Genomic DNA, 20706 nt, shown 5'->3' with positions numbered 1-20706 from the left:
CGCCGCAAGGCGCCGTTTTTTTTGGGGCCAGGCCGCCTTTCCTGTAAAGTCTTGCGCCAGACGGAGGGAAAAACGGATGATCCAAGCATGACGGGCTGGGCGGCGGGCGCTACCGCCGCAGCGCTGCTTGCCGCGCTGCTGACCGGCTGCATGAGCAGCCCCGGGCCGGGCCAACGCGGCCCCAAAGGCGAAGCCATGTCCGCCGACCAGTTCGGCCAGACCGATTTCAACCGCACGGTCACGCTTGAAGTGCGCGACAACCTGGACAGCCTGTATTCGCTGCTGGACAAGCTCTACCGCCGCAACCCCCGTGAATGGCGCAAGACGGGCGCGGCGGATCACAAGGCGGCCGTTAACCGCGTCAAGCACGCCATCGAAGTCCGCGTGCCGCCCAGCGATCTGGCCGGCCTGCGAGACATCCAGATCCTGGCCGTGTCGCTGGACCCGAACTACACCGGCGACCGCGTCGGCGCCTTTATCTATGGCATGGCCGACACCATCATCGCGGCGCACAACGGCAAGACCCGCCTGTACGCCACCGACGCGCTGGATGGTCAGCGGGTCTACAATGCCGCACGGAATGTCGAGGCAGCCGCCTGGCTGCTGGCGTCGCGCCGCAACAATCAGGGTGAACTGCTTTTGCTGGCCAATGAAATGTCTCCCACCGCCACGAACCTGAGCTTCGAGCGCGAGTTCGGCGCCATCATCGGCCGGCTGGACCTGATCGCCAACCTGCTTGGCGAAAATTCGCGCCGCATCGGCATCAACTATGCGCAGGGCCTCCTGCTGTTCAATTTTCTGCCTGTGCGTTAACAGGATCTTCCCATCGTGATCGATATCGCTTCCATCCAGACCGCCCGCGACAACCTGCGCGGCCAGGTGCTGAAGACCCCCTTTACCCTGTCGCGCACGCTGTCCGACATCTTCGGCGCCGAGATCTGGCTGAAGTTCGAGAACCTGCAATTCACGGCGTCCTTCAAGGAACGCGGCGCCCTGAACCGCATGTTGACCCTGACGGCCGACGAGCGGGCCAAGGGCGTGATCGCGGTGTCTGCCGGCAATCACGCGCAGGGCGTGGCCTACCATGCCCAGCGCATGGGCGTGCCCGCCGTGATCGTGATGCCGCGCTTCACACCCACGGTCAAGGTGGCCAACACCCGCCGCTTCGGCGCCGAAGTGGTGCTGGCCGGTGATACCTTTGACGACGCCAAGGCGCACGGCTACGAACTTGCCCAGGCACGCGGCCTGATCATGATCCATCCCTACGATGACGAAGCCGTCATTTCGGGGCAGGGCACCGTGGCGCTGGAAATGCTGGAAGACCAGCCGCAGTTGGACATGTTGGTGATCGCGATTGGCGGGGGCGGCTTGATTTCCGGGATGGCCACCGCGGCCAAGGCCTTGAAGCCTGGCATCGAGATCGTGGGCGTGCAGACGGAACGCTTTCCGTCCATGTACGCGGCCGTCAAGGGCGTGGCCATGCCGCAGGGGCAATACACCATCGCGGAAGGCATTGCGGTGAAGTCGCCCGGCGCGCTGACGCAGCCGATCGTTGCCAAGCTGGTCGACCACATTGAACTGGTCAGCGAAAGCGACATCGAGCACGCCATCGTCGTGCTGCTGGAAATTGAGAAGACCGTGGTCGAAGGCGCGGGCGCCGCCGGGTTGGCCGCGCTGCTGCGCGCGCAGGAAGCTGGCAGCGACCGCTTCAAGGGCAAGCGTATCGGCCTGGTGCTGACCGGCGGCAATATCGACCCGCTGATGCTGGGCGAACTGATCGAACGCGGCATGGTGCGCGCCGGCCGCCTGGCCCGCATCCGCGTGGACCTGCGCGACCTGCCCGGCGCCCTGGCGCATGCCACCAAGCTCATCGCCGACGCCCAGGCCAACATCACCGAAGTGCATCACCAGCGCGCCTTCACGTCGCTGCCGGTGCGCAACGTTGAAGTGGACTTCGTGCTGCAAACGCGCGGGCCGGAACACATTCTTGAAGTGATCGATGTGCTGAACGCCGCGGGCTTCGCGGCCAGCAACCACGATCACTGACCGCGGCGGCTCAAGGCCGCATCGTTCCCGACCGCATCGACCTCAAACGCCCGCACTTTGCGGGCGTTTTTACGTGCGTCTGCGCGGTTCGGAGGGGAATGGTTGAAAAAAAAGTTGCTCGGCGCGGATCAGGCTTCAGATTTTTTTTGCCACCCGTTGAACTTTTTTAAGATGGCTGACATCCCCACGGCAAGCGGCTTGAAAGCGAATTGAAGGCATTTCGGAAGCCGTAATTGAAGCGAGTTGAGAAAAATCTGTCCAATATTTGGACTAGGGATATCCCCAAAAAAGTCATGGTTCATACGGATATTCGATATGTCGTCATGCGATTTAGTATCTGCAACTTCGCTTTTTCGCCAACGGCTTGCCAGCGGTGGGGGGCGTAGAGATAAGGACGCGCCACTTTTTCCAGCGATGTTCCGGCGCGTCAGACTAGGGAGACTGCAGCTTGATAAGAAACAGACAGGACTTTTGGTCCGGAGCCATGTTTATTGCTTTAGGGGGGGCCTTTTCCGTACAGGCCACCGAATATTCCATGGGAAGCGCGGCCCGCATGGGACCGGGATATTTCCCGTTCTGGCTGGGCATCGTGCTGGCGCTGATGGGCGCGGTCGTGCTGATCAGCGCACTGGCCAAGAAGGCCGATACCACCACGATCAGCCGCTACGATTTCCGCATCCTCTTCCTGGTGGTCGGATCCGTGGTGTTCTACGGTTTCGCGCTGCGGTACCTGGGGCTCTACATCTCGGTATTCCTGCTGGTTCTCATCAGCAGCCTTGCCAGTCATGAATTCAATTGGAAAGTCGCCGTTGCCAACGGCCTGTTCCTCGTGGCGTTCTCCTACCTGGCGTTCATACGCGGCCTGGGCTTGATCTTCCCGCTGTGGCCCAGCGCATTCGGCAACTAGGAGACAACAATGGAACTTCTACAAAACCTGATGCTGGGTTTCTCCGTGGCGTTCACGCCGGAAAACCTCAGCTATGCATTCCTGGGTTGCCTGCTGGGCACGCTGGTCGGCGTCTTGCCGGGCTTGGGGCCTGTTCCCACCATTGCCATGCTGCTTCCCATCACGTATGTGTTGCCGCCCACGGCCGGCCTGATCATGCTGGCCGGCATCTACTACGGCACCCAGTACGGCGGTTCGACCACGGCCATTCTGGTGAATTTGCCGGGTGAGACGTCCGCGGTGGTGACGGTGCTGGACGGCCACCAGATGGCGCGTAACGGCAGGGCGGGCGCCGCGCTGTCCCTTGCCGCCATCGGATCATTCTTCGCGGGTAGCGTTGCCACCGTCCTGATCGCGGCGTTTGCGCCGCCTCTGGCGGAAGTGGCGTTCGCGTTCGGCCCGGCGGAGTACTTTTCTCTGATGGCGCTGGGGCTGATCGGCGCGGTCGTGCTCGCGTCGGGCTCGCTGCCCAAGGCCATCTGCATGATCTTGCTGGGCTTGCTGCTGGGCATGGTGGGCACCGACGTCAATTCCGGCGTCGCCCGTTACGACTTCAGCATTCCGGAATTGCAGGACGGTATCGATTTCGCGATTGTGGCGATGGGCGTTTTCGGCCTGTCGGAAATCATGGCCAACCTGGAGCAGAAAGAGAACCGCGTCGAAATCACCGACAAGGTGGGCTCGCTGTACCCCAGCCGCCAGGAATTCCGCGAAGCGGCGCCCGCCATCGTGCGGGGCACCGCCCTGGGTTCGGCGCTGGGTATCTTGCCGGGCGGCGGTTCGGTGTTGTCGGCGTTTGCCTCGTACACGCTTGAGAAAAAGCTGTCGAAAGAGCCCGAACGTTTCGGCAAGGGCCACCCCGCCGGTCTGGCGGGGCCGGAGTCGGCCAACAACGCTGGCGCACAAACCTCGTTCATTCCCTTGTTGACGCTGGGTATTCCCGGCAACGCGGTGATGGCGCTGATGGTGGGGGCAATGACCATCCACAACATCCAGCCCGGCCCGCAAGTGATGACCAGCCATCCCGAACTTTTCTGGGGCCTGATCGCCTCCATGTGGATCGGCAACCTGATGCTGGTGATCCTGAACCTGCCCCTGATCGGCATCTGGGTCAAATTGCTGCGCGTACCCTACCGCATGCTGTTCCCGGCCATTCTCGTGTTCTGCACGATCGGGGTGTATTCGCTGAACTACAACGTGTTCGACATCTTCATGTTCGCCATCTTTGGCGTCATCGGGTATGTCTGGAGCAAGTTGGGTTGCGAGGGCGCGCCGCTGTTGCTGGGCCTGGTGCTGGGTCCGATGATGGAAGAGAACTTCCGTCGGGCGCTATTGCTGTCGCGCGGTGAATTCAGCACGTTCGTCACGCGCCCGCTGTCGGCGACGCTGCTTGCCCTGGCTGCCATCCTGCTGGTGCTGGTGATGCTGCCGGCACTGCGCAAGAAGCGCGAGGAAACGTTCGTCGAGGTCGACTGACCTCGGGGAACAAGATTGGCTCCGGGCCTGGTGCGGCGCAAGCTGCCCAGGCCCGCTTTTTTTGCCCGCGTTTCAGGCCGTGGTTCAGCCCGCTTTTTCAACCATCTCGCGCGCCACCAGGCTTTTCAAACCATACAGGCGCTCACGATGCAAGATCGTGGACAGCGGCAGCGGCTCGCGGTCCAAGGCGATGTAGTCGGCGGGAATCTGGGCCACGGCCTCGCGCATGCGCGCCGGGTCGGCCTGCCACCATTGCACCAGCATGCGGTCCGGGTTGTAGACGTCCAGGCCCTGGCGGCGCAATTCCGAACGGTTGAAATCCTTCAGGTTCCAGGTCAGCACCTGCACCACGGGCGGCTGCTGCAAGCCACAGCGCGCACGCCGCGCCAACCCGGCCGCAATCACGTGGAAGTCCTTCGGGTCGCTATAGCGCAACGACGCTTCGTACACCTGCGTGTCGACCTCGTTGGCCTGGGGAAAGCTCGCGTTCATCTCGGCCCAGAAATCGGCCAATACCTCGGGCGGAATATCCCAGATTCGCGCCGCGTTGCGCCGCCATTCCTCGCCGATGCGTTCGGTCCAGACGGGTATGAACACATCGGCCTCGGCCAGGCGCAACAGCAGCCGGCGCAGAATGCCGGACATCAGGACGCAGGCGTCCAGGACGATGAAGGGGGCAGGGGCGGAAGGAGCGTTCAAGTGTGGTCGTCCGGCCAAGCGCAATCGCCTGGCCTGTGCAAGCTGCGGACGCAGCAGGTGGTGCCCGAGACCGGAATCGAACCGGTACGGCCTTGCGGCCGAGGGATTTTCTTACCACTTCGGCTTTCGCCGCCAGCGCGGGTGCGCTGTTCGTGGTCTGGAGCACGCCTTCACCATAGCCTTGCGGCCGTAGGTGCCCGCCGTCTGCTCTCTACACCTTCCCCGGCTTTTCAATCGGGGCTTGGCTCGGCGTTGGCTCGGAACAGGTCCAGGGCGTTCGCCGAGTTTGACGGGCTACACCTTTGGAGTTTCCCCCAAAGGGCTCAAATTTTTTAAGTCCCTTGTGTCTACCAATTTCACCACTCGGGCGATGCGCGGCCCTTTGCAAGGGTCGGCAGCGGGCGTGACTATAACATCCCGCTGCGCGCCCCCCGGCTACTTGCGGCCGAACAGCCGGCCAAGAAATCCGGCGGGTTTGGAGGCGGCCGCTTCCGCTTCCAGCGCGTTCTTCATCGACAGCTCTTGAAAATAGGGTTTGCCGTTTTGCTGGTAAGACGCGGAAGCCTGGCGGTAGGCCACGGCCGATTCGGCGTGGCGCTTCATCTGGCCGAAGATCCTGCCACGCGCAAACAGCGCCCAACTGCGATAGTCCGGGTCCAGCGCAAGCAGGCGGTCGCAGGCCGCCAGCCCTTCGTCATGGCGCTTGGCGGCGATCAGTGCGTTGATGCGTTCGGCATGCAGGGGGCCGCTGTCTGACCAGCGTTCCAGGGTGGTGTCGGCATAGGCCACGGCCTCGTCGGCGCGGTCCAGGTGCGTCAGCGCTTCAATGCGCACGCGGCGCCATTTCAGCCAGTCGGGGTCCAGTGAAATCGCCACTTCCGCCAGCGGTAGCGCTTCGTCGTGGCGTTCCAGGTAGTTCAGCATGTCGGCGGCGTTGCCGGGCAGGAAGTCATCGCCGGGCGCAAGTTCATAGCCTTTCAGGTAGTACGCCAGCGCGGCTTCCCAGTTGCGCTGGTCGCGCTGGGCGTTACCCGCCACGAACAGCAACTGGGCGTCGCCGCTATCAAGCGGATCCAGGCCTAGCAGCGCCTCTTCGGCCAGTTCGGGTTTGCCGCCGCGCACGTATTCGCGGGCTTGTTCCTTGCGGCCTTCCCAGCCGTTGTCGGAAAGCGCGTCCAGATGGCGCCACAGGGGCACGGCTTCGTCCGCGCGGCCCAGCCGGTGTAGCGAGCGCGCCTTGCCTTCCAGCGGCCAGTCCCAGTCGGGTTCGCGTCGCAGCAGGCTGGTCCATTCTTCCACCGCGTCGGCGTCGCGGCCCATGGCTTGCAGGCAGGACGCGCGGTTGTGCTGGATGGCGTTCTCTTCGCCCAGGATGGCGCGGGCGCGGTCGAACATGGCGATGGCGTTGTTCAAATCGCCCAAGCGGCGGTAATTGTTGCCGGCGTCGTACAGAAAGCCGCCATTGTTGGGCGCCAGGGCGACGGCGCGCTGGTGGTAGGGCAGGGCGTCCGCGTAGCGGCCGGCGTTGTGCAGGTTTGAGCCGATATAGCAATGGGGCGCCGCGGCGGCCGAGCGGATCTGAGAGGCTCGCGTCCAACTGGCGATGGCGTCATCCAGGCGGCGATCGTTGATCAGCAGGTAGGCTTCAGCCATCAGCAAGCCGTAGTGGGAGGGGGCGCGTTGGCGGGCGTCGCGCACGGCGCGCCAGGCTTCCTGTTCGTCGCCTTCGTCGTAGCGCACCACGGCCTGCACGGCAATGGCGTCGCTGCATTGCGGGTCCAGCGCCAGGGCGCGGGCCACGTCGGCGTCACGCTGGGCGTAGGCCTTGCGTTGGGCGTGGCAGCGGGCGCGCAAGCCCCAGACGGTGGCTGAACCAGGCTGTTCGCGCACGGCCTGTTCGCATAGCGACAGCATTTTTGGCAGGTCGCTGCCGTCTTCGGCGCGTTGGATGGCTTCGATCAAGGCGGACATGCGTAGGGTTCCGTCGTGGGGTTATGTCGCGGGGGTTCTGCCGCGGGGTTCTGTCGTTTTACAGGGCAGCTTGTGACCAAGGCCGGGCGGCTTAGCGCGCGAAGGCGCTGGCGTCGTGGCGGCAAGAGTAGGTGCGGTCGCTGGCGGGGATGTCGTCGCTGCCGCATTCCCACCGCCGCACGCCGCCGCCTTTGCGTTCGGCGCGCAGTTCCGGCACGTAGACCAGATGCTTGCCCGCCAGGCTGGGGCTGCCGTCGGTGCTGGGCGTGCCGGCAATCGTGAAGCGCAAGACGCCGTTGACCGGATTCATCTCCACCTTGGAAAAGCCGCTGCTTTCCAGCGACTGCGCGCTGATGCCCAGCTCGTCCAGCGTGGACGGAAATTTCTGCGTGCGCCGATAGTGGTTTTCCGCGAGCCGGCGCACGGGATCGGAGACCAGGTCCAGGCGGTTGATGTCGGCATGCAGCGGGTTGTCGCTGTTGCTATCGCCGGTGGCGTTGATGCCAATGACGATGCCCACCACGACCAGCGCCAGGATGCCGAACACCGTAAACAGGAACTTGCCCGCGCCGGTGACAGAGGGGGCCCGGGCGACGGCGGCCTGCATGGCGCGCGGGTTCGCATCGCGCGTGACCACGTGCGTGCCCGCCAAGGCGTTGTGCATGGCGCGTTCGCCGAAGATCATCTGCTGCAAATGGTGGAACAGGCCGGGCAGCAGCATGTTCACCGTGTACTTCATGGTATGGCGCCATAGCGAGCGAAGCAGGCCCGGGGCCTGGCCCTTGCGATTGACCACCCGCTGCTTCAAGACACGCTTGCCCGGCGAACCGTTACCCCAAGCGTCCATGAAAGCCGGCAGGAACCAGCCGATCAAGCCGGCGGCAAAGGCGATCAAGAAGGGCGGTTTGTTGCCCGTCAGGCCTTCGTAGGTCAGTTGGGCGGCCATGATCAAGACGATCATCCCCACCGCCATGACGATGGCGTCGATGGCGCTTGCGCCCAGCCGGGCCCAGATGCTGGGAAACACCTGCGCATTGTGATGCGCGGACTGGGCAGGGGCCTTGGACGCGGGGGCTTTTGATGGTTTGTTTTTTTGTTTGCCGGGCGCAGGCGCGGCAGAAACGGGCAATGGCGCCTGGCAACTGAAGCATTGCGTATTGGAGGCGGGGTTTTGCCAATTGCAGCGGGGGCATTGCATGGAAACGGGAATCCTGGTGATGCCGGGGCCGTACAACCACGACCGGAGCGCGGATGATACTCAAGTCTTGCGCTAGGGAAAACCCGGGTCACCGCGCCCACGAACAACGCGGGACACTCTCGGCCATGAAGCCTGCCCAAGCCCCATCAAGCGCATCCAGTCCGCCAAGCGCCTCCGGCCCATCAAGCCACGTCCGCGACATTGATCCCATATCGCTGCGGTTGTTCCTATCCGCCCTGGAAGAAGGCAGCCTGGCGCGGGCCGCCGCGCGCGAGAACATCGTGCCGTCGGCAGTCAGCAAGCGGATGTCGGAAATGGAGGAAGCGTTTGGCGTGCCGCTGCTGGAGCGCGGCGTCAAGGGCGTGCAGGCCACGCCGGCCGGCAACGCGCTGGCCACGCACGTGCGGCGGCTGTTGCAGGACCTGGAACACATGCACCGCGAGATGGCGGGCTTTGCGACGGGCGTGCGGGGGCGCGTGCGCCTGGCGGTCAGCGTGGCGGCGTTGTCCGGCGACTTGCCCGCGCGGATTCAATCGTTTCGCCGGGCGCACCCCGAGATCGACATCCTGCTGCAGGAAGACACGACGCAAGCCGCCTTTCGCGCCGTGCTGGAAGGGCAGGCGGATGTGGCGGCGGGGTCGGACTTCGGGCATGACGGCTTGCAGGTGTTCCCGTACGGGCATTGCGAGCTGGCCGCCGTGGTGCCTGGCCAGCATGTGCTGGCCCAGCGCGAGACGCTGGACTATGCGCAACTGCTGCCTTTCGAGCAGATCGAACTGAACCGTGACAACGGCATCAGCAGCGTGTTCGAGCAAACCGCCCAGGCGATGGGCGTGGCGCGGCGCATCAGCGCCCGTGTCAGCGGGCACGAGACGATCTGCACCTTGGTCGCACGCGGCATGGGCGTGGCGGTGGTGCCGCTGTATCTGAAGGCGCGCCAGGCCCATCTGGATCTCCGCTTCATCCCGTTGACGGGGCCGTGGTCCAGCACGCCCTTGTGTATCGCCGTGCGGGACCCGGATGCGCTGGCGCCCGCTGCGCGAACCTTGCTGGCGCATCTGGGCGTGCTGCAATCGGCGTGAAGGCGAACAGGCCCGGGCTTACGGGCTTACCTGTTTGAGGGCTTACCTGCTTAGGGGCTTACCCGGACGTTCCCAAACGAGAATGCCCCGGTGATGAAAGACCGCTACCCGCGATGCGCCGGCGCCCGCGATCATGCTTGCATCTTCACCGGCCAACAAGGACATCCCGATGAGCGCAGCACCGCCTTCACCCTTCATGGACAGCGCTGAATTGCCGTTGCGCGGCATCAAGGTGCTGGAACTGTCACACATGATCATGGGGCCGGCGGCGGGCCTGTCGTTGGCCGACCTGGGCGCCGACGTCATCAAGGTCGAACCGATAGACGGCGACCGTACGCGCCGGCTGAAAGGTTCGGGCAGCGGCTACTTTCCGGTGTTCAACCGCAATAAACAAAGCCTGGCCATTGACCTGAAGTCGGCCCAGGGCCAGCAGTTGGTGCGCCAGTTGGCGCTGCAAACCGACATGGTCGTGGAGAACTTTCGCGACGGCAGCCTGGCGCAATACGGGTTGGACTATGAATCGCTGTCGGCTGAAAACCCCAGGCTGATCTACGTGTCGCTCAAGGGTTTTTTGTCGGGGCCTTACAAGCACCGGACGGCGCTGGACGAAGTGGTGCAGATGATGGGCGGCCTGGCCTACATCAACGGCGGCGCCGACACGCCGCAGCGCGTGGCCGCGTCGGTCAACGACATCCTGGGCGGCACGTTCGGCGTGGTGGGCGCCTTGGCCGCACTGCACGACCGCCACGCCACGGGGCGCGGCCGCCACGTGCGGTCCGGCCTGTTCGAAAACAATCTTCTGCTGGTCGCGCAGTTCATCGCGCAATTCCAGTTGACCGGCACCGCGCCCAAGCCCATGGGCGCCGAGCGCAAGCCGCCATGGGGCGTGTACGACGTGTTTGAAACCGCCGATGGCCGCGTGTTCGTGGCGGTGGTGGGAGACGCACAATGGCGCAACTTCGCGCAGAAATTCCTGCCGCCCGAATGGGCCGCCGACCCGCGCCTGGCCACGGCGGTCGACCGCGAAGCCGCGCGCTCCTGGCTGGTGCCGGGCGTGGCCGAGATACTGAAATCCTGGAAGACCGCCGACCTGTGCGCCGCGCTGGAGGCGGCCAACCTGTCTTATGGCCCGATCCGCCAGCCCCACGACTTGCTGGATGACGCCCATCTGACCGCCGGCGGCGCATTGCTGAAGACGCGGCTGCCCGACGGTGCCGAGATCTCGGCCGCGGCGCTACCGCTTGAATTCGACGGCCGCAAGGCCGGCAAGCGCATGGACCCGCCCGAGCAAGGCGCCCACACGCACGCCATCTTGCAGGGGCTGGGGCTGGATGCCGCGCGCATCGACGCCCTGCGCGCCGCGGGAGTGATTGCATGACCGGGCCGTAGCGCCCGGAACCCTGTCGAGGCGGCGTCAGACCGCCAAGACATCCATCAAAGAGGAGACAACATGATCCGCAAACTCGCCGCGCTGGCCGTACTGGCCGTTGCCTGCACCGCCCAGGCCCAGGACTATCCCAGCAAGCCGATCCGCATCATCATCCCGTCCACGCCGGGCGGGGGCACCGACTACATCGGCCGCCTGATGAGCACCAAGCTGCACGAACTGAACGGCTGGACGGTCGTGCCCGAAAACAAGCCCGGCGCGGGCACGGCACTAGGCCTCGCCGAGGCGGCGCGCGCGCCCGCGCAGGGCTACGACCTGGTGATCGGCCAATCGGACAACGTCACGCTGATTCCGCTGCTGATGAAAGTGGCCTATGACCCCGTCCAGGACCTGACCCCGGTGGCGTTGGTGGCCACCACCCCGATGGTGTTGCTGGTGTCGGACGCGTCGCCCTACAAGACGCTGCCCGAAGTGATCGAAGCCGCCAAGAAAGAGCCCAACCAGATTTCCTACGGCACCTCGGGAACCGGGGGCGGCGTGCACATCGCCATGGAAATGCTGCAACACGAAGCCGGCTTCAAGATGCAGCACGTGCCTTACAAGGGCTCGGCGCCGGCACTGGCGGACCTGATGGGCGGGCATTTGCAGTTTGCGGGATCGTCGATTTCGTCGGCGGCCTCGTTGATCAAGTCGGGCAAGGTGCGCGCGCTGGCGGTGACCTCGCCCAAGCGCAACGCCGCGCTGCCCGACGTGCCCACGGTTGCCGAGCTGGGCTACAAGGATTTCAGCGTGGTGACCTACTACGGTGTGCTGGCTCCCTCCAAGACGCCCAAAGACATCGTCCAGCGGCTGAACGCCGACTTCAACAAACTGCTGGCCAAGAAAGACGTGCGTGATGCGCTGGCCGCGCAGGGCCTGGAAGCCGATCCCGTTTCCAGCGCGCAATTCGCCTCGCTGATCCAGGCGGACATCGGCAAGGCCAAGCAGACGATCAAGAGCGCGGGCATTGTGGTCCAGCAATGATCAGGCAGCAGTATCGGCAGCAGCAGCGACCGCGACAACGGAGCACCCTATGAACCAGGAAGTCAGAATTTGCGAAGTGGGTCCGCGCGATGGGCTGCAGATGGCGCGGGGCATGATGCCCACCGCCGAAAAATTGCGGTGGATCGGTCAACTGGCGGCGGCGGGCCTGCGTGAAATCGAGGTGGGCAGCTTCGTGTCGCCCCGGCTGGTGCCGCAGATGGCCGATACGGGCAGCGTGCTGCCAGAGGCGCTAGGAATCGACGGGCTGACCGTCTGCGCGCTGGCATGCAACCTGAAAGGCGCCATCGCGGCGTACGAAGCCGGCGCGCACGTCGTGGCGTTTCCCATTTCGGTCAGCGACACGCACAGCCGCGCCAATGTGGGCAAGGGCACGGACGCGCAGGTGGAGATGATGGCGTCCATCGTGGATTGGGTGCGCGCGCAGCCGCGCCCCATGCGGATCGACGCGGCGGTGGCCACGGCGTTTGGCTGCTCGCTGGAGGGCCCCGTGCCCGTTCACCGGGTGGCCGATGTGGCCGCCGCCGTGGCGCGCACGGGCGTCGACGAAATTGCGTTGGCCGACACGGTGGGCTACGCACACCCGGCGCAAGTTCGCCAGGTCGTGCGCGCTACCCAGGACGCGGTCGGTGCTCGGCTGACCAAGCTGCACCTGCACGACACGATGGGGCTGGGTCTGGCCAATGCGCTGGCGGGGCTGGACGAAGGTATCCGTGCGTTCGACTCCTGCCTGGGCGGCCTGGGCGGCTGCCCGTTCGCGCCGGGGGCATCCGGCAACATCGTCACGGAAGACCTGGTGTTCATGCTGGAAAGCATGGGCTACCGCACGGGCGTGGATTTGCCCCGTCTATTGGCCGCGCGCGCATTGCTGGCCGACTCCCTGCCGGAAGAAGCGCTGCGCAGCGGCGTGGCGGCGGCGGGCATTCCGAAGACATTTCGGGCCGGTCTGCAGGGGTGATGGGGGTGACGCAGCCGCGCCGCCAGGGGCGTGTCGGCTGCCATCGAGGGTCTGGCGGAAGCGGTGAGATTCGAACTCACGAACGGTTGCCCGTTGCCGGTTTTCAAGACCGGTGCAATCGACCACTCTGCCACGCTTCCGGGTGATGCTGTGCCGCGGGTCAGGCGGCGGCGTTACGGCTGTGGGGCGATTCGGCCGTCAGGCAAACATTCTGCCAAAACCAAAACGCGAGATGCCGTAAAGGGCGCAATAATAATCTATTTGCTGCAAAGGAGGCACGCGATGCATGCTGTAGAAATCTCCCGCCCCGGCGGCCCTGAAGTTCTGGTCCCCGTAGAACGTCCCACACCCGAACCCGGCGCGGGTGAAGTCCTGATCAAAGTCAGCGCCGCGGGCATCAACCGCCCCGACGTGTTCCAGCGCAAGGGCAACTACGCACCGCCGCGCGGCGTGTCCGATCTGCCGGGCCTGGAAGTGGCTGGCGAAATCGTCGGCGGCGACGTGGCCGACAGCGGCTTTGCCATCGGCGACAAGGTCTGCGCCCTGGTTGCGGGCGGCGGTTACGCCGAGTACTGCGTTGCCCCCGTCGCGCAATGCCTGCCCATCCCCAAAGGCTTGTCCGATATTGAAGCGGCCGGTTTGCCCGAAACCTATTTCACGGTCTGGAGCAACGTGTTCGATCGCGGCCGCCTGTCCGAAGGCGAGATCCTGCTGGTGCACGGCGGCGCAAGCGGTATCGGCACTACGGCGATCCAACTGGCGCGTGCGATGGGCAATAAAGTCTATGCCACCGTCGGCAGCGATGACCGGGCCCGCGCCGTCGAAGCGCTGGGCGCCGAAAAGGGCATCAACTACAAAACCCAGGATTTCGTGAAGGAAGTCATGGACGCCACCGACGGGCGCGGCGTGGACGTCATCCTGGACATGGTGGCCGGCGACTACATCGCGCGCGACATGCAGTGCCTGGCCGATGACGGCCGCATCGTCATCATTGCCCAGTTGGGCGGTTCGCGTGCCGATGTGGACACCTCGCAGGTCATGCGCCGTCGCCTGACCATCACGGGATCCACCTTGCGCCCCCGTCCGGTCGCCTTCAAGGGCGCCATTGCCCGCGCCTTGCGCGAACAGGCCTGGCCCTTGCTGGAAAAAGGGGCCATCAAGCCGATCGTGCACGCCACCTTCCCGCTGGCCGAGGCCTCCAAGGCCCACGCCATGATGGAAGGCGGTGAAAACATCGGCAAAATCATCCTGACGATGTAAGAATCGCGCGGCGTTCGGCGTATCGCCGCGCAACAGGATACAATCTCGGGTTTCGCCTGGAATTTTTTCCAGGCAGTCCCGTGCGCGGTTGCATCATCCCCCCGGGGCTCACCCACTCTGACACCTTGCCATGACTTCAGTCGAAAACCGCGCCCGCCTTGTGCTGGGCAACTGGAAGATGCACGGCAACCTGGCCGAGAACGCCGCGTTGCTGACCGAGCTGCGCGCCGCGGACGCCGCGAGCCACTGCGAGATCGGCATCTGTGTTCCGTTTCCCTATCTGGCGCAAGCCGGCTCGGCCCTGACCGGAAGCAGCGTGTCCTGGGGCGCGCAAGATGTCAGTGCGCACGAAAAGGGCGCCTACACGGGTGAAGTGTCCGGCGCCATGCTGAAAGAATTTGGTTGCCGCTGGGCATTGGCCGGCCACTCCGAGCGCCGCGTGCTGCACGGTGAAACCGACGAGATCGTTGCCGCCAAGGCGCAAGCCGCGCTGGCCGCCGGCCTGACCCCGGTGGTCTGCGTGGGCGAATCGCTGGCTGACCGCGAAGCCGGCAACACGTTGGCTGTCATCGAACGCCAGTTGAAGCCCGTGTTGGCGCTGGGCGCTGACGCCGTGTCGCGCATGGTCCTGGCCTACGAGCCCGTGTGGGCCATCGGCACCGGCCGCACCGCCAGCCCCGAGCAGGCACAGGAAGTTCATGCCGCCATCCGCGCCGCCTTGCGCGCGCTGGGCGCGGCGCAGGTACAGGTTTTGTACGGCGGCAGCGTAAAAGCTGCCAACGCCGCCAGTTTGTTCGCCATGACTGATATCGACGGGGCCCTGGTCGGCGGCGCGTCGCTAGTGGCTGAAGAATTTTTGCGTATTGCCGCCATCTAAGTTTCCGTTCCGGAGTCTGTAATGCCCTTGATGCTTAAACTTTTGCTGGCCGTCCAAGTAATTTCGGCGCTGGCTATCATCGTTCTGGTCCTGCTGCAGCAGGGCAAGGGCGCCGACATGGGGTCCGCTTTCGGTAGCGGCTCGTCCGGCAGCCTGTTCGGTGCCACCGGCGCCGCCAACTTCCTGTCGCGCGCCACCAAGTGGGCCGCCGTGGTCTTCTTCGCGTCCACCGCCGGCCTGGCCTACGTCAGCCACAAGGGCACCAGCGGCCCCGCCGTTGACTCGGGCGTGATGCAGAACTTCCCGGCCGACCGCTCCGTGCCGCAAGTGCCGGGCGCCGCGCCCGCCGCACCGGCTACCGGTGGTGCTTCGGTCCCGGGCGCCGCATCGGTTCCGGCTGCTCCTGCTGCTCCCGCCGCGCCGGCCAAGCCCGACGCCTCGGTGCCGTCCGCACCCGCTCCCGCCACGACGGAAAAGCCGGCGGAAACGCCCGCCAAGTAAGTCCAGGCATGCTTAAAAAGGCCGGCGCGTGACGCCGGCCTTTTTGCGTTTGTTTGGTGTGGGACCAGAAACCGCGTGTACGAATACCCGCCGCCGTCGCTTGCCGGTTGCGGGTTTTTTTACGTCTCAGGAAGATATTGAGAATGGTTCTCATGATTGATATAATCCGCCGGCTTCTTCCGTGGCCACTATCCGTTCCGGCGCAATTCCCATGCCTTTTCTTACCGACAACACGCACGCCGCCCGTCCAGCCGTCGCGCCGGCTCGCGCGATGGCCGTGCTGGAAAGCTGGTTTCGGGGGCATCACGGCTGGTTGCTGGAGCGCGTGCATCGGCATCTGCGCAACCAGGCGGAAGCCGAAGACGTCGCGGCCGAAACGTTTTCGCAAGCCGTGGCGATCCAGGCTCGCAGCCAGGGCTTGAACGAGGTGCGCGAACCTCGTGCGTTCTTGACCACGATTGCCAAGCGGCAGATTTTCCAGTTGTGGCGCAGGCGCGACCTGGAGCAGGCGTATCTGGCAACGCTTGCCCTGCAAAGCGAGGCCGTGGCGCCATCGACGGAAGAGCGCCAACAGTTCATTGAAGCGCTGGATGCCGTGGCGGCGGCGCTGGACGGCTTGCCGGCCAAGGCGCAGCAAGCATTTCTTTATAGCCAGTTGGACGGCCTTACCTATGGCGAGATCGCGGCGCGGCTCGGTGTGTCGGCCAGCATGGTGCGCCAATACATGGCGCAGGCTTTTCGCCGCCTGGCGGGCCTGAATGATGTCATGTAAACGTGCCGTGGGATGCAGACGACATTGACCGGCCACGGCACGTCGGACTCCCAGATCAATGACGCCGCGATGGGCTGGCTTGTGACCCTGCGGTCCGGCGAAGCCACGGCGCAAGACCTCCAGCGTCATGCGACCTGGCTGCGGGCACATCCGATGCACGCCGCTGCCTGGGCCGCGCTGACCGAGGCCGTCGATCATCCCTTGCACCAAGTGCGCTCGTATCAGCCGCATGCTTTCGGCGCGCAGGCCGATGTGCTGGCGCAGACCTTGCTGCGTGCACAGGCCGCCGGGCGCGCTCGTCGCCAATGGCTCAAGGGCGCGTGCAGCGTGGCGGGTGTCGGAACGTTGGCCGCCTTGGCGCTGGCCGAGCGAAATATGCCGCTGACGCAACTGCTGGCGGATCATGTCACCGGCACGGCCGAGCGCCGTGTGGTCGCCTTGCCCGATGGCAGCCTGCTTCGACTGAACGCGCGCAGCGCTGTCGATGTGGCGATTTCAGACGCGCAGCGCTTGTTGATCCTGCGCGAAGGCGAATTGATTGTCGACGTGGCGCCCACCATCATGGGCGCGGTGACCCGGCCCCCGTTCGCCATCCGGACCGCTCAAGGCGAGATTCGAGCCTTGGGCACACGCATCGCGGTGCGCCAGCAGGTGGGTAGCACGCATATTGCGATGCTGCGGCACCGCGCGTTGTTGCTGTCGAAGACCGGTCAGCGGGCGACGCTGGACGAAGGCGACTCCGCGATCATGACCGATCAGGGCGTGCAGCGGCTCTCCATTCCCGCGCACACGGCAGCCGCGTGGGAGCAGGGCCAGATTCAATTGCACGATCAACCGCTTGGCGATCTGATTCTTGCCTTGCGCCCTTACCGTCGCGGCTATGTGCGTATCAGCCCCGCCGCCGCCAGGCAGCGCGTGTACGGTGCTTATTCCCTGGATGACACCGACCGCACGTTGGCCATCGTGGCCGAAACCTTGCCTGTGCGCGTTCGCCGCTATGGCGCCGGCGCGCTCGTCATTATCGATATGCCGTCGGACAGCTAAAAAAATCCTGGATTGCACTGTCACTTTTGCCGGGTCGCGCCACATCCCTCTTGAAGCTAGTTCGATTCACGACATTCTTGAGGGAAATCTCGTCATGTCTACCGTTACCGATCTGCGGCTGTCGCTGCTGGCCGCGGCGCTGGTCGCCTTGTTCTCGGCGTCGGGTACCCGTGCGCAGCCAGTGCCTGACGGCACCACTCCCGCCGTCGACGCCGCCAGCGTGTTACGCACCTACGATATTGCGCCCGGCGCATTGGGCAGCAGCCTGGCCCGCATCGCCAGCGAAAGCGGCGAAACCATATCGGTTGACGCGGATCTGCTGCGCGGTATGAATGCGCCCGCGGTTCGTGGGCGCTACACCGCGGAGCAAGCAGCGCAAGCCGCCATTGCCGGCAGCGGCCTGCAATTGCTACGCGCCGGAAGCGGCGGTTGGACCTTGCGCCGCTTGCCGCAACCGGCAGCAGGCGTCGTAACGCTGGATGCCGTACAGATTACGGCGGATCGGGATCCCGCCGTAACCGAGAACACCGGGTCATACACTGCCACGGGGCCTAGCGCCACAGGCACCCCGTTGTCGCTTAGCGTGAGAGAAACGCCGCAGTCGGTTACGGTCATTACGCGCCAGCGGTTGGACGATCAAAAGCTGGAAAGCGTGATCGATGCCCTGGAAAGCACCACGGGCGTCACCGCGTTTCGCCAAGGCATGGGCACCGATCTAAGCGGCCTGTGGTCGCGCGGGTTCACCATATCCAATTTTCTGGTCGATGGCATTCCCAGTTCGCTGGGTTCGTCCAGCTATTGGCGCAACACCGCCATGTATGACCGCATTGAAGTCGTACGCGGCGCGACAGGCCTGATGAGCGGCATGGGTACGCCTGCCGCCAGCATCAACCTGGTGCGCAAGCGCCCGACGGCGGATTGGCAGGCCAGCATCAACGCCGAGGCTGGAACTTGGGATCGCTATGGCTTGGGTGCCGATCTGTCCGGCCCCTTGTCTGGCAATGGGAAGCTCCGAGGCCGGGTGGTGGTGGACGATGTAGACCAGCACTCCTGGATCGATCGGTACCAAAAGAAAAACCGCTTGATCTATGGCATTGCCGAGCTGGACGCAGGCAGCGCTACGCTGCTTACGCTGGGGTTCAGCCACGAGACCAACAAGAACGATTCGCCGCTGCGCACCGGCCTGCCGTTCACCTACAGCAACGGCGTGGCCACGGACTTCAAACGGTCGAAAAACGCTGCCCCCGACTGGAGCTTTTACGACAGCGAGCTGACCAATCTGTTCGCTTCCATCAAGCACGACTTCGGCAAAGGTTGGAATGGCAAGGTCGAAGTCACGCACACGCTGTACCGCTACGACAGCGCGCTGTATTTTCTGACCGGTGCAATCGACCAAGCCACCGGGCAGGGCGCCGCGCTGTGGCCGGTCCGCTGGAAAAGCAACGATAAGCAGACCACGCTGGATGCGCACCTTACCGGCCCGTTCGATTTGCTGGGGCGCCAGCATGAAATCGTGGCAGGTATCTCGCTCTCGCAACTTCGTTCTGATACGCCGGACTATGGCGGATGGCTTGGGCCGTGGACGGGCTATGACGGCTCAATCGCTGACTTCAGGAACTGGAACGGGGAGTCGAACCGCCCTGACTTCGTCAAGGCGGGCGAAACCCATACGAAGGAAACGCAATACAGCGCTTACGTGACCTCGCGTTTCAAATTGGCGGACCCAACCAGCCTGATCGCCGGCGCACGGGTCATCAACTGGGAACGCAACGCCGACACGAGCGTGGTCGGCGTTCCTGGCCACACCAACGCCAACACCCGTGAAACCGGTGTCATCGTTCCGTATGCCGGCCTGGTGCACGACTTGAACGAAAACTGGACCGTCTACGGCAGCTACACCCGCATCTTCAGTCCCCAGTCGGCGTCCACGCGCGACGTCAACAACAATGTCCTGGATCCCGAAAGCGGGACCAGCTACGAGCTGGGTATCAAATCCAGCTTCATGGAAGATCGCCTGAACGCCGGGCTGGCCTTGTTCAAGACTCGGCAAAGCAATCTGGCTAATTACGACGCCGCCACATCGTCGTACGTGGCGCTTCAGGGTATTCAAACCAAGGGCGCCGAACTGGAGTTGACCGGGGAGTTGCGTCCGGGCTGGAATGTCGCGGCCGGCTACACCTATTCGCTCAGCGAAGATGCCCAGGGCCAGCGCGCCATCGCGCAAATTCCGCGCCACAGCGTCAAGCTGTTCACGACGTATCGCCTGCCGGGCACGCTGAACCGGGTGACCGTGGGCGGCGGGCTGAACTGGCAAAGTGTGTCTGGCTACGTTGGAGAAGCCCAGCAATCGGCCTACACCGTCGTCAACGCGATGGCCCGGTACGAATTCAACAAGCAGTTCAGCACCACCCTGAACGTCAACAATGTATTCGACAAGGCTTACTACAGCGGCCTGAGCGCCTATGGCGGCATCTATGGCGCGCCTCGTAATGTGATGCTCAGTGCCAGGTACGCCTTCTAAGCCTTGAAGGGGCACGGTAAGCCCTTTTTGGGCGGGATTCCGGGTTTCATTAATTCCGTGCTAGAATGCTCGACTTTCTGGCATTGCCTATGGCAAGGCTTTAAGAAAACTGGTGAAAGCCGACGTGGTGAAATTGGTAGACACGCTATCTTGAGGGGGTAGTGGCGAAAGCTGTGCGAGTTCGAGTCTCGCCGTCGGCACCAAGAATTCCTCGCAAAAGTTCGCTAAGGACAAGCCCGCTGAAAACGCAAGTTTTCAGCGGGCTTTTTGCTTTTTGCTTTTTGCTTTTGGCTTTTAACCCAGCGTTTGGCTCAATGAAGGTTGCCCCCAAACGCCAGCACCCCCACCACAAACGTTATCCCTCCCGCCGCCGCCAACCCATACGCGCGCTTTGCCGCCACGGCGTTGCCGCGGCTCATGCCGATGGCCAGCGTAATCAACGACCACAGTCCCGTGAAGGCCAGCAGCGCCAGGGTGTACACCCAGTCCGAAAGATCGTAGCCGCCGCCACCGACGGACGGGCTTGCGGAATGCTTGGGCCATAGCAAGGCCACGAGCGTGCCCGCAACCACGGCAAACACGGCGAGCCAGGCCAGGAAAGCGCGGTCTTTCAGCATGGTTTCGATCCTGATGTTTGAGTTAGGGGATGTAATGCACGCCGCTTAATGGGGACAAACGGCTGGTATAAAGATCATTGTGGTTTCAACGTAGGCGAGCAAATGTCGATTCAATCATTGGTCCGTTGCGGGGCGGCGGTGGCGCTTCTTGCAATGGGGTCGGGGTGTTCTTTAGTCGGACTTGGAGATTCCCGGAGTAGCGAGTGCCAGTGGTACCGCAGCAGTTGCATGCACGAGGGGTCTTACGACCCGGGCGAAGAGGGCTACGCGGAAGAGGAAGCGAAGCGCCTGAACGAAGAATCGGCCGACC

The 20706-nt window shown here is 64.1% G+C and carries 18 protein-coding genes and 2 tRNA genes; 15 read left to right on the top strand and 5 right to left on the bottom strand.

What is annotated here, in order from left to right; genetic code table 11:
• Nucleotides 1–87 precede the first annotated feature (87 nt).
• The 4 genes from CVS48_RS29095 (at nt 88) to CVS48_RS29080 (ending at nt 4468) form a co-directional block, all read left to right on the top strand.
• The gene (locus CVS48_RS29095) at nt 88–813 is read left to right on the top strand and encodes a hypothetical protein (protein WP_100852793.1); all 726 of its coding nucleotides are present in this window, start codon (nt 88–90) and stop codon (nt 811–813) included.
• Nucleotides 814–828: 15 nt separating this feature from the next.
• Nucleotides 829–2046, top strand: coding sequence for a threonine ammonia-lyase (locus CVS48_RS29090; RefSeq protein WP_100852792.1), 1218 nt, complete (start codon nt 829–831; stop codon nt 2044–2046).
• Between the two features lie 484 nt (nt 2047–2530).
• Nucleotides 2531–2953: a tripartite tricarboxylate transporter TctB family protein gene (locus CVS48_RS29085; protein WP_100852791.1), complete on the top strand. Its 423-nt coding sequence runs from the start codon at nt 2531–2533 to the stop codon at nt 2951–2953.
• 9 nt (nt 2954–2962) lie between these two features.
• On the top strand, nt 2963–4468 hold the full coding sequence (locus CVS48_RS29080) for a tripartite tricarboxylate transporter permease (protein ID WP_100857451.1): 1506 nt from the start codon (nt 2963–2965) through the stop codon (nt 4466–4468).
• Between the two features lie 84 nt (nt 4469–4552).
• On the opposite strand, the gene CVS48_RS29075 is transcribed toward CVS48_RS29080, so the two are convergent.
• From CVS48_RS29075 to CVS48_RS29065, 3 genes are all read right to left on the bottom strand, one after another.
• Entirely contained in the window at nt 4553–5113 is a 561-nt protein-coding gene (locus CVS48_RS29075; protein ID WP_242001423.1) for a PIN domain-containing protein, read from the bottom strand.
• Between the two features lie 489 nt (nt 5114–5602).
• Nucleotides 5603–7138 carry a tetratricopeptide repeat protein gene (locus tag CVS48_RS29070; protein WP_100857449.1) on the bottom strand — a complete coding sequence of 512 codons (1536 nt, stop codon included), beginning with the start codon at nt 7136–7138 and terminating at the stop codon, nt 5603–5605.
• A 91-nt stretch (nt 7139–7229) separates the two neighbouring features.
• Complete coding sequence (locus CVS48_RS29065) at nt 7230–8165, bottom strand: RDD family protein (RefSeq protein WP_242001135.1); 936 nt, start codon at nt 8163–8165, stop codon at nt 7230–7232.
• A 392-nt stretch (nt 8166–8557) separates the two neighbouring features.
• Between CVS48_RS29065 and CVS48_RS29060 the strand changes: the two genes are divergently transcribed.
• The 4 genes from CVS48_RS29060 (at nt 8558) to CVS48_RS29045 (ending at nt 12804) form a co-directional block, all read left to right on the top strand.
• A complete protein-coding gene (locus CVS48_RS29060) occupies nt 8558–9418 on the top strand; it encodes a LysR family transcriptional regulator (RefSeq protein ID WP_242001136.1) in 861 nt (286 codons plus the stop codon).
• A gap of 196 nt (nt 9419–9614) precedes the next feature.
• Complete coding sequence (locus CVS48_RS29055; RefSeq protein ID WP_167401160.1) at nt 9615–10796, top strand: CaiB/BaiF CoA transferase family protein; 1182 nt, start codon at nt 9615–9617, stop codon at nt 10794–10796.
• 72 nt (nt 10797–10868) lie between these two features.
• Nucleotides 10869–11828 carry a Bug family tripartite tricarboxylate transporter substrate binding protein gene (locus CVS48_RS29050; RefSeq protein ID WP_100857446.1) on the top strand — a complete coding sequence of 320 codons (960 nt, stop codon included), beginning with the start codon at nt 10869–10871 and terminating at the stop codon, nt 11826–11828.
• Nucleotides 11829–11877: 49 nt separating this feature from the next.
• A complete protein-coding gene (locus CVS48_RS29045; RefSeq protein ID WP_100857445.1) occupies nt 11878–12804 on the top strand; it encodes a hydroxymethylglutaryl-CoA lyase in 927 nt (308 codons plus the stop codon).
• A 52-nt stretch (nt 12805–12856) separates the two neighbouring features.
• Here CVS48_RS29045 and CVS48_RS29040 read toward each other — a convergent pair.
• A tRNA-Ser gene (locus CVS48_RS29040) sits at nt 12857–12944 on the bottom strand.
• 142 nt (nt 12945–13086) lie between these two features.
• On the opposite strand from CVS48_RS29040, the gene CVS48_RS29035 reads away from it, so the two are divergent.
• The 7 genes from CVS48_RS29035 (at nt 13087) to CVS48_RS29005 (ending at nt 19982) form a co-directional block, all read left to right on the top strand.
• Nucleotides 13087–14064 carry an NAD(P)H-quinone oxidoreductase gene (locus tag CVS48_RS29035; RefSeq protein ID WP_100857444.1) on the top strand — a complete coding sequence of 326 codons (978 nt, stop codon included), beginning with the start codon at nt 13087–13089 and terminating at the stop codon, nt 14062–14064.
• A 130-nt stretch (nt 14065–14194) separates the two neighbouring features.
• Nucleotides 14195–14941: a triose-phosphate isomerase gene (gene tpiA, locus CVS48_RS29030; RefSeq protein ID WP_100857443.1), complete on the top strand. Its 747-nt coding sequence runs from the start codon at nt 14195–14197 to the stop codon at nt 14939–14941.
• Nucleotides 14942–14962: 21 nt separating this feature from the next.
• Nucleotides 14963–15442 (top strand): preprotein translocase subunit SecG, encoded by a 480-nt coding sequence (gene secG, locus CVS48_RS29025; protein WP_100857442.1) that lies wholly within the window; start codon nt 14963–14965, stop codon nt 15440–15442.
• Between the two features lie 211 nt (nt 15443–15653).
• The gene (locus CVS48_RS29020; RefSeq protein ID WP_318269775.1) at nt 15654–16214 is read left to right on the top strand and encodes a sigma-70 family RNA polymerase sigma factor; all 561 of its coding nucleotides are present in this window, start codon (nt 15654–15656) and stop codon (nt 16212–16214) included.
• 12 nt (nt 16215–16226) lie between these two features.
• Nucleotides 16227–17258, top strand: coding sequence for a FecR family protein (locus tag CVS48_RS29015; protein ID WP_100857440.1), 1032 nt, complete (start codon nt 16227–16229; stop codon nt 17256–17258).
• A gap of 94 nt (nt 17259–17352) precedes the next feature.
• Nucleotides 17353–19779 (top strand): TonB-dependent siderophore receptor, encoded by a 2427-nt coding sequence (locus CVS48_RS29010; protein ID WP_100857439.1) that lies wholly within the window; start codon nt 17353–17355, stop codon nt 19777–19779.
• Between the two features lie 118 nt (nt 19780–19897).
• Nucleotides 19898–19982, top strand: a tRNA-Leu gene (locus CVS48_RS29005).
• A gap of 108 nt (nt 19983–20090) precedes the next feature.
• On the opposite strand, the gene CVS48_RS29000 is transcribed toward CVS48_RS29005, so the two are convergent.
• Nucleotides 20091–20396, bottom strand: a complete 306-nt coding sequence (locus CVS48_RS29000; RefSeq protein WP_100857438.1) for a hypothetical protein — start codon at nt 20394–20396, stop codon at nt 20091–20093.
• Between the last annotated feature and the right edge of the window lie 310 nt (nt 20397–20706).

It is taken from the genome of Achromobacter spanius, assembly GCF_002812705.1.
Classification (GTDB): domain Bacteria; phylum Pseudomonadota; class Gammaproteobacteria; order Burkholderiales; family Burkholderiaceae_B; genus Achromobacter; species Achromobacter spanius.
The sequence above is the reverse complement of the archived record's forward strand: the minus strand, read 5'-3'. Positions and strand labels throughout refer to the sequence as shown.

What these genes read in the sequence shown, in the direction of transcription:
- CVS48_RS29095 (WP_100852793.1), top strand. Translation starts at nt 88, where the DNA reads ATGACGGGCTGGGCGGCGGGCGCTACCGCCGCAGCGCTGCTTGCCGCG.
- CVS48_RS29085 (WP_100852791.1), top strand. Translation starts at nt 2,531, where the DNA reads ATGTTTATTGCTTTAGGGGGGGCCTTTTCCGTACAGGCCACCGAATAT.
- CVS48_RS29080 (WP_100857451.1), top strand. Translation starts at nt 2,963, where the DNA reads ATGGAACTTCTACAAAACCTGATGCTGGGTTTCTCCGTGGCGTTCACG.
- CVS48_RS29075 (WP_242001423.1), bottom strand. Translation starts at nt 5,113, where the DNA reads ATGTCCGGCATTCTGCGCCGGCTGCTGTTGCGCCTGGCCGAGGCCGAT.
- CVS48_RS29070 (WP_100857449.1), bottom strand. Translation starts at nt 7,138, where the DNA reads ATGTCCGCCTTGATCGAAGCCATCCAACGCGCCGAAGACGGCAGCGAC.
- CVS48_RS29055 (WP_167401160.1), top strand. Translation starts at nt 9,615, where the DNA reads ATGGACAGCGCTGAATTGCCGTTGCGCGGCATCAAGGTGCTGGAACTG.
- CVS48_RS29050 (WP_100857446.1), top strand. Translation starts at nt 10,869, where the DNA reads ATGATCCGCAAACTCGCCGCGCTGGCCGTACTGGCCGTTGCCTGCACC.
- CVS48_RS29045 (WP_100857445.1), top strand. Translation starts at nt 11,878, where the DNA reads ATGAACCAGGAAGTCAGAATTTGCGAAGTGGGTCCGCGCGATGGGCTG.
- CVS48_RS29035 (WP_100857444.1), top strand. Translation starts at nt 13,087, where the DNA reads ATGCATGCTGTAGAAATCTCCCGCCCCGGCGGCCCTGAAGTTCTGGTC.
- tpiA (WP_100857443.1), top strand. Translation starts at nt 14,195, where the DNA reads ATGACTTCAGTCGAAAACCGCGCCCGCCTTGTGCTGGGCAACTGGAAG.
- secG (WP_100857442.1), top strand. Translation starts at nt 14,963, where the DNA reads ATGCCCTTGATGCTTAAACTTTTGCTGGCCGTCCAAGTAATTTCGGCG.
- CVS48_RS29020 (WP_318269775.1), top strand. Translation starts at nt 15,654, where the DNA reads ATGCCTTTTCTTACCGACAACACGCACGCCGCCCGTCCAGCCGTCGCG.
- CVS48_RS29015 (WP_100857440.1), top strand. Translation starts at nt 16,227, where the DNA reads ATGCAGACGACATTGACCGGCCACGGCACGTCGGACTCCCAGATCAAT.
- CVS48_RS29010 (WP_100857439.1), top strand. Translation starts at nt 17,353, where the DNA reads ATGTCTACCGTTACCGATCTGCGGCTGTCGCTGCTGGCCGCGGCGCTG.
- CVS48_RS29000 (WP_100857438.1), bottom strand. Translation starts at nt 20,396, where the DNA reads ATGCTGAAAGACCGCGCTTTCCTGGCCTGGCTCGCCGTGTTTGCCGTG.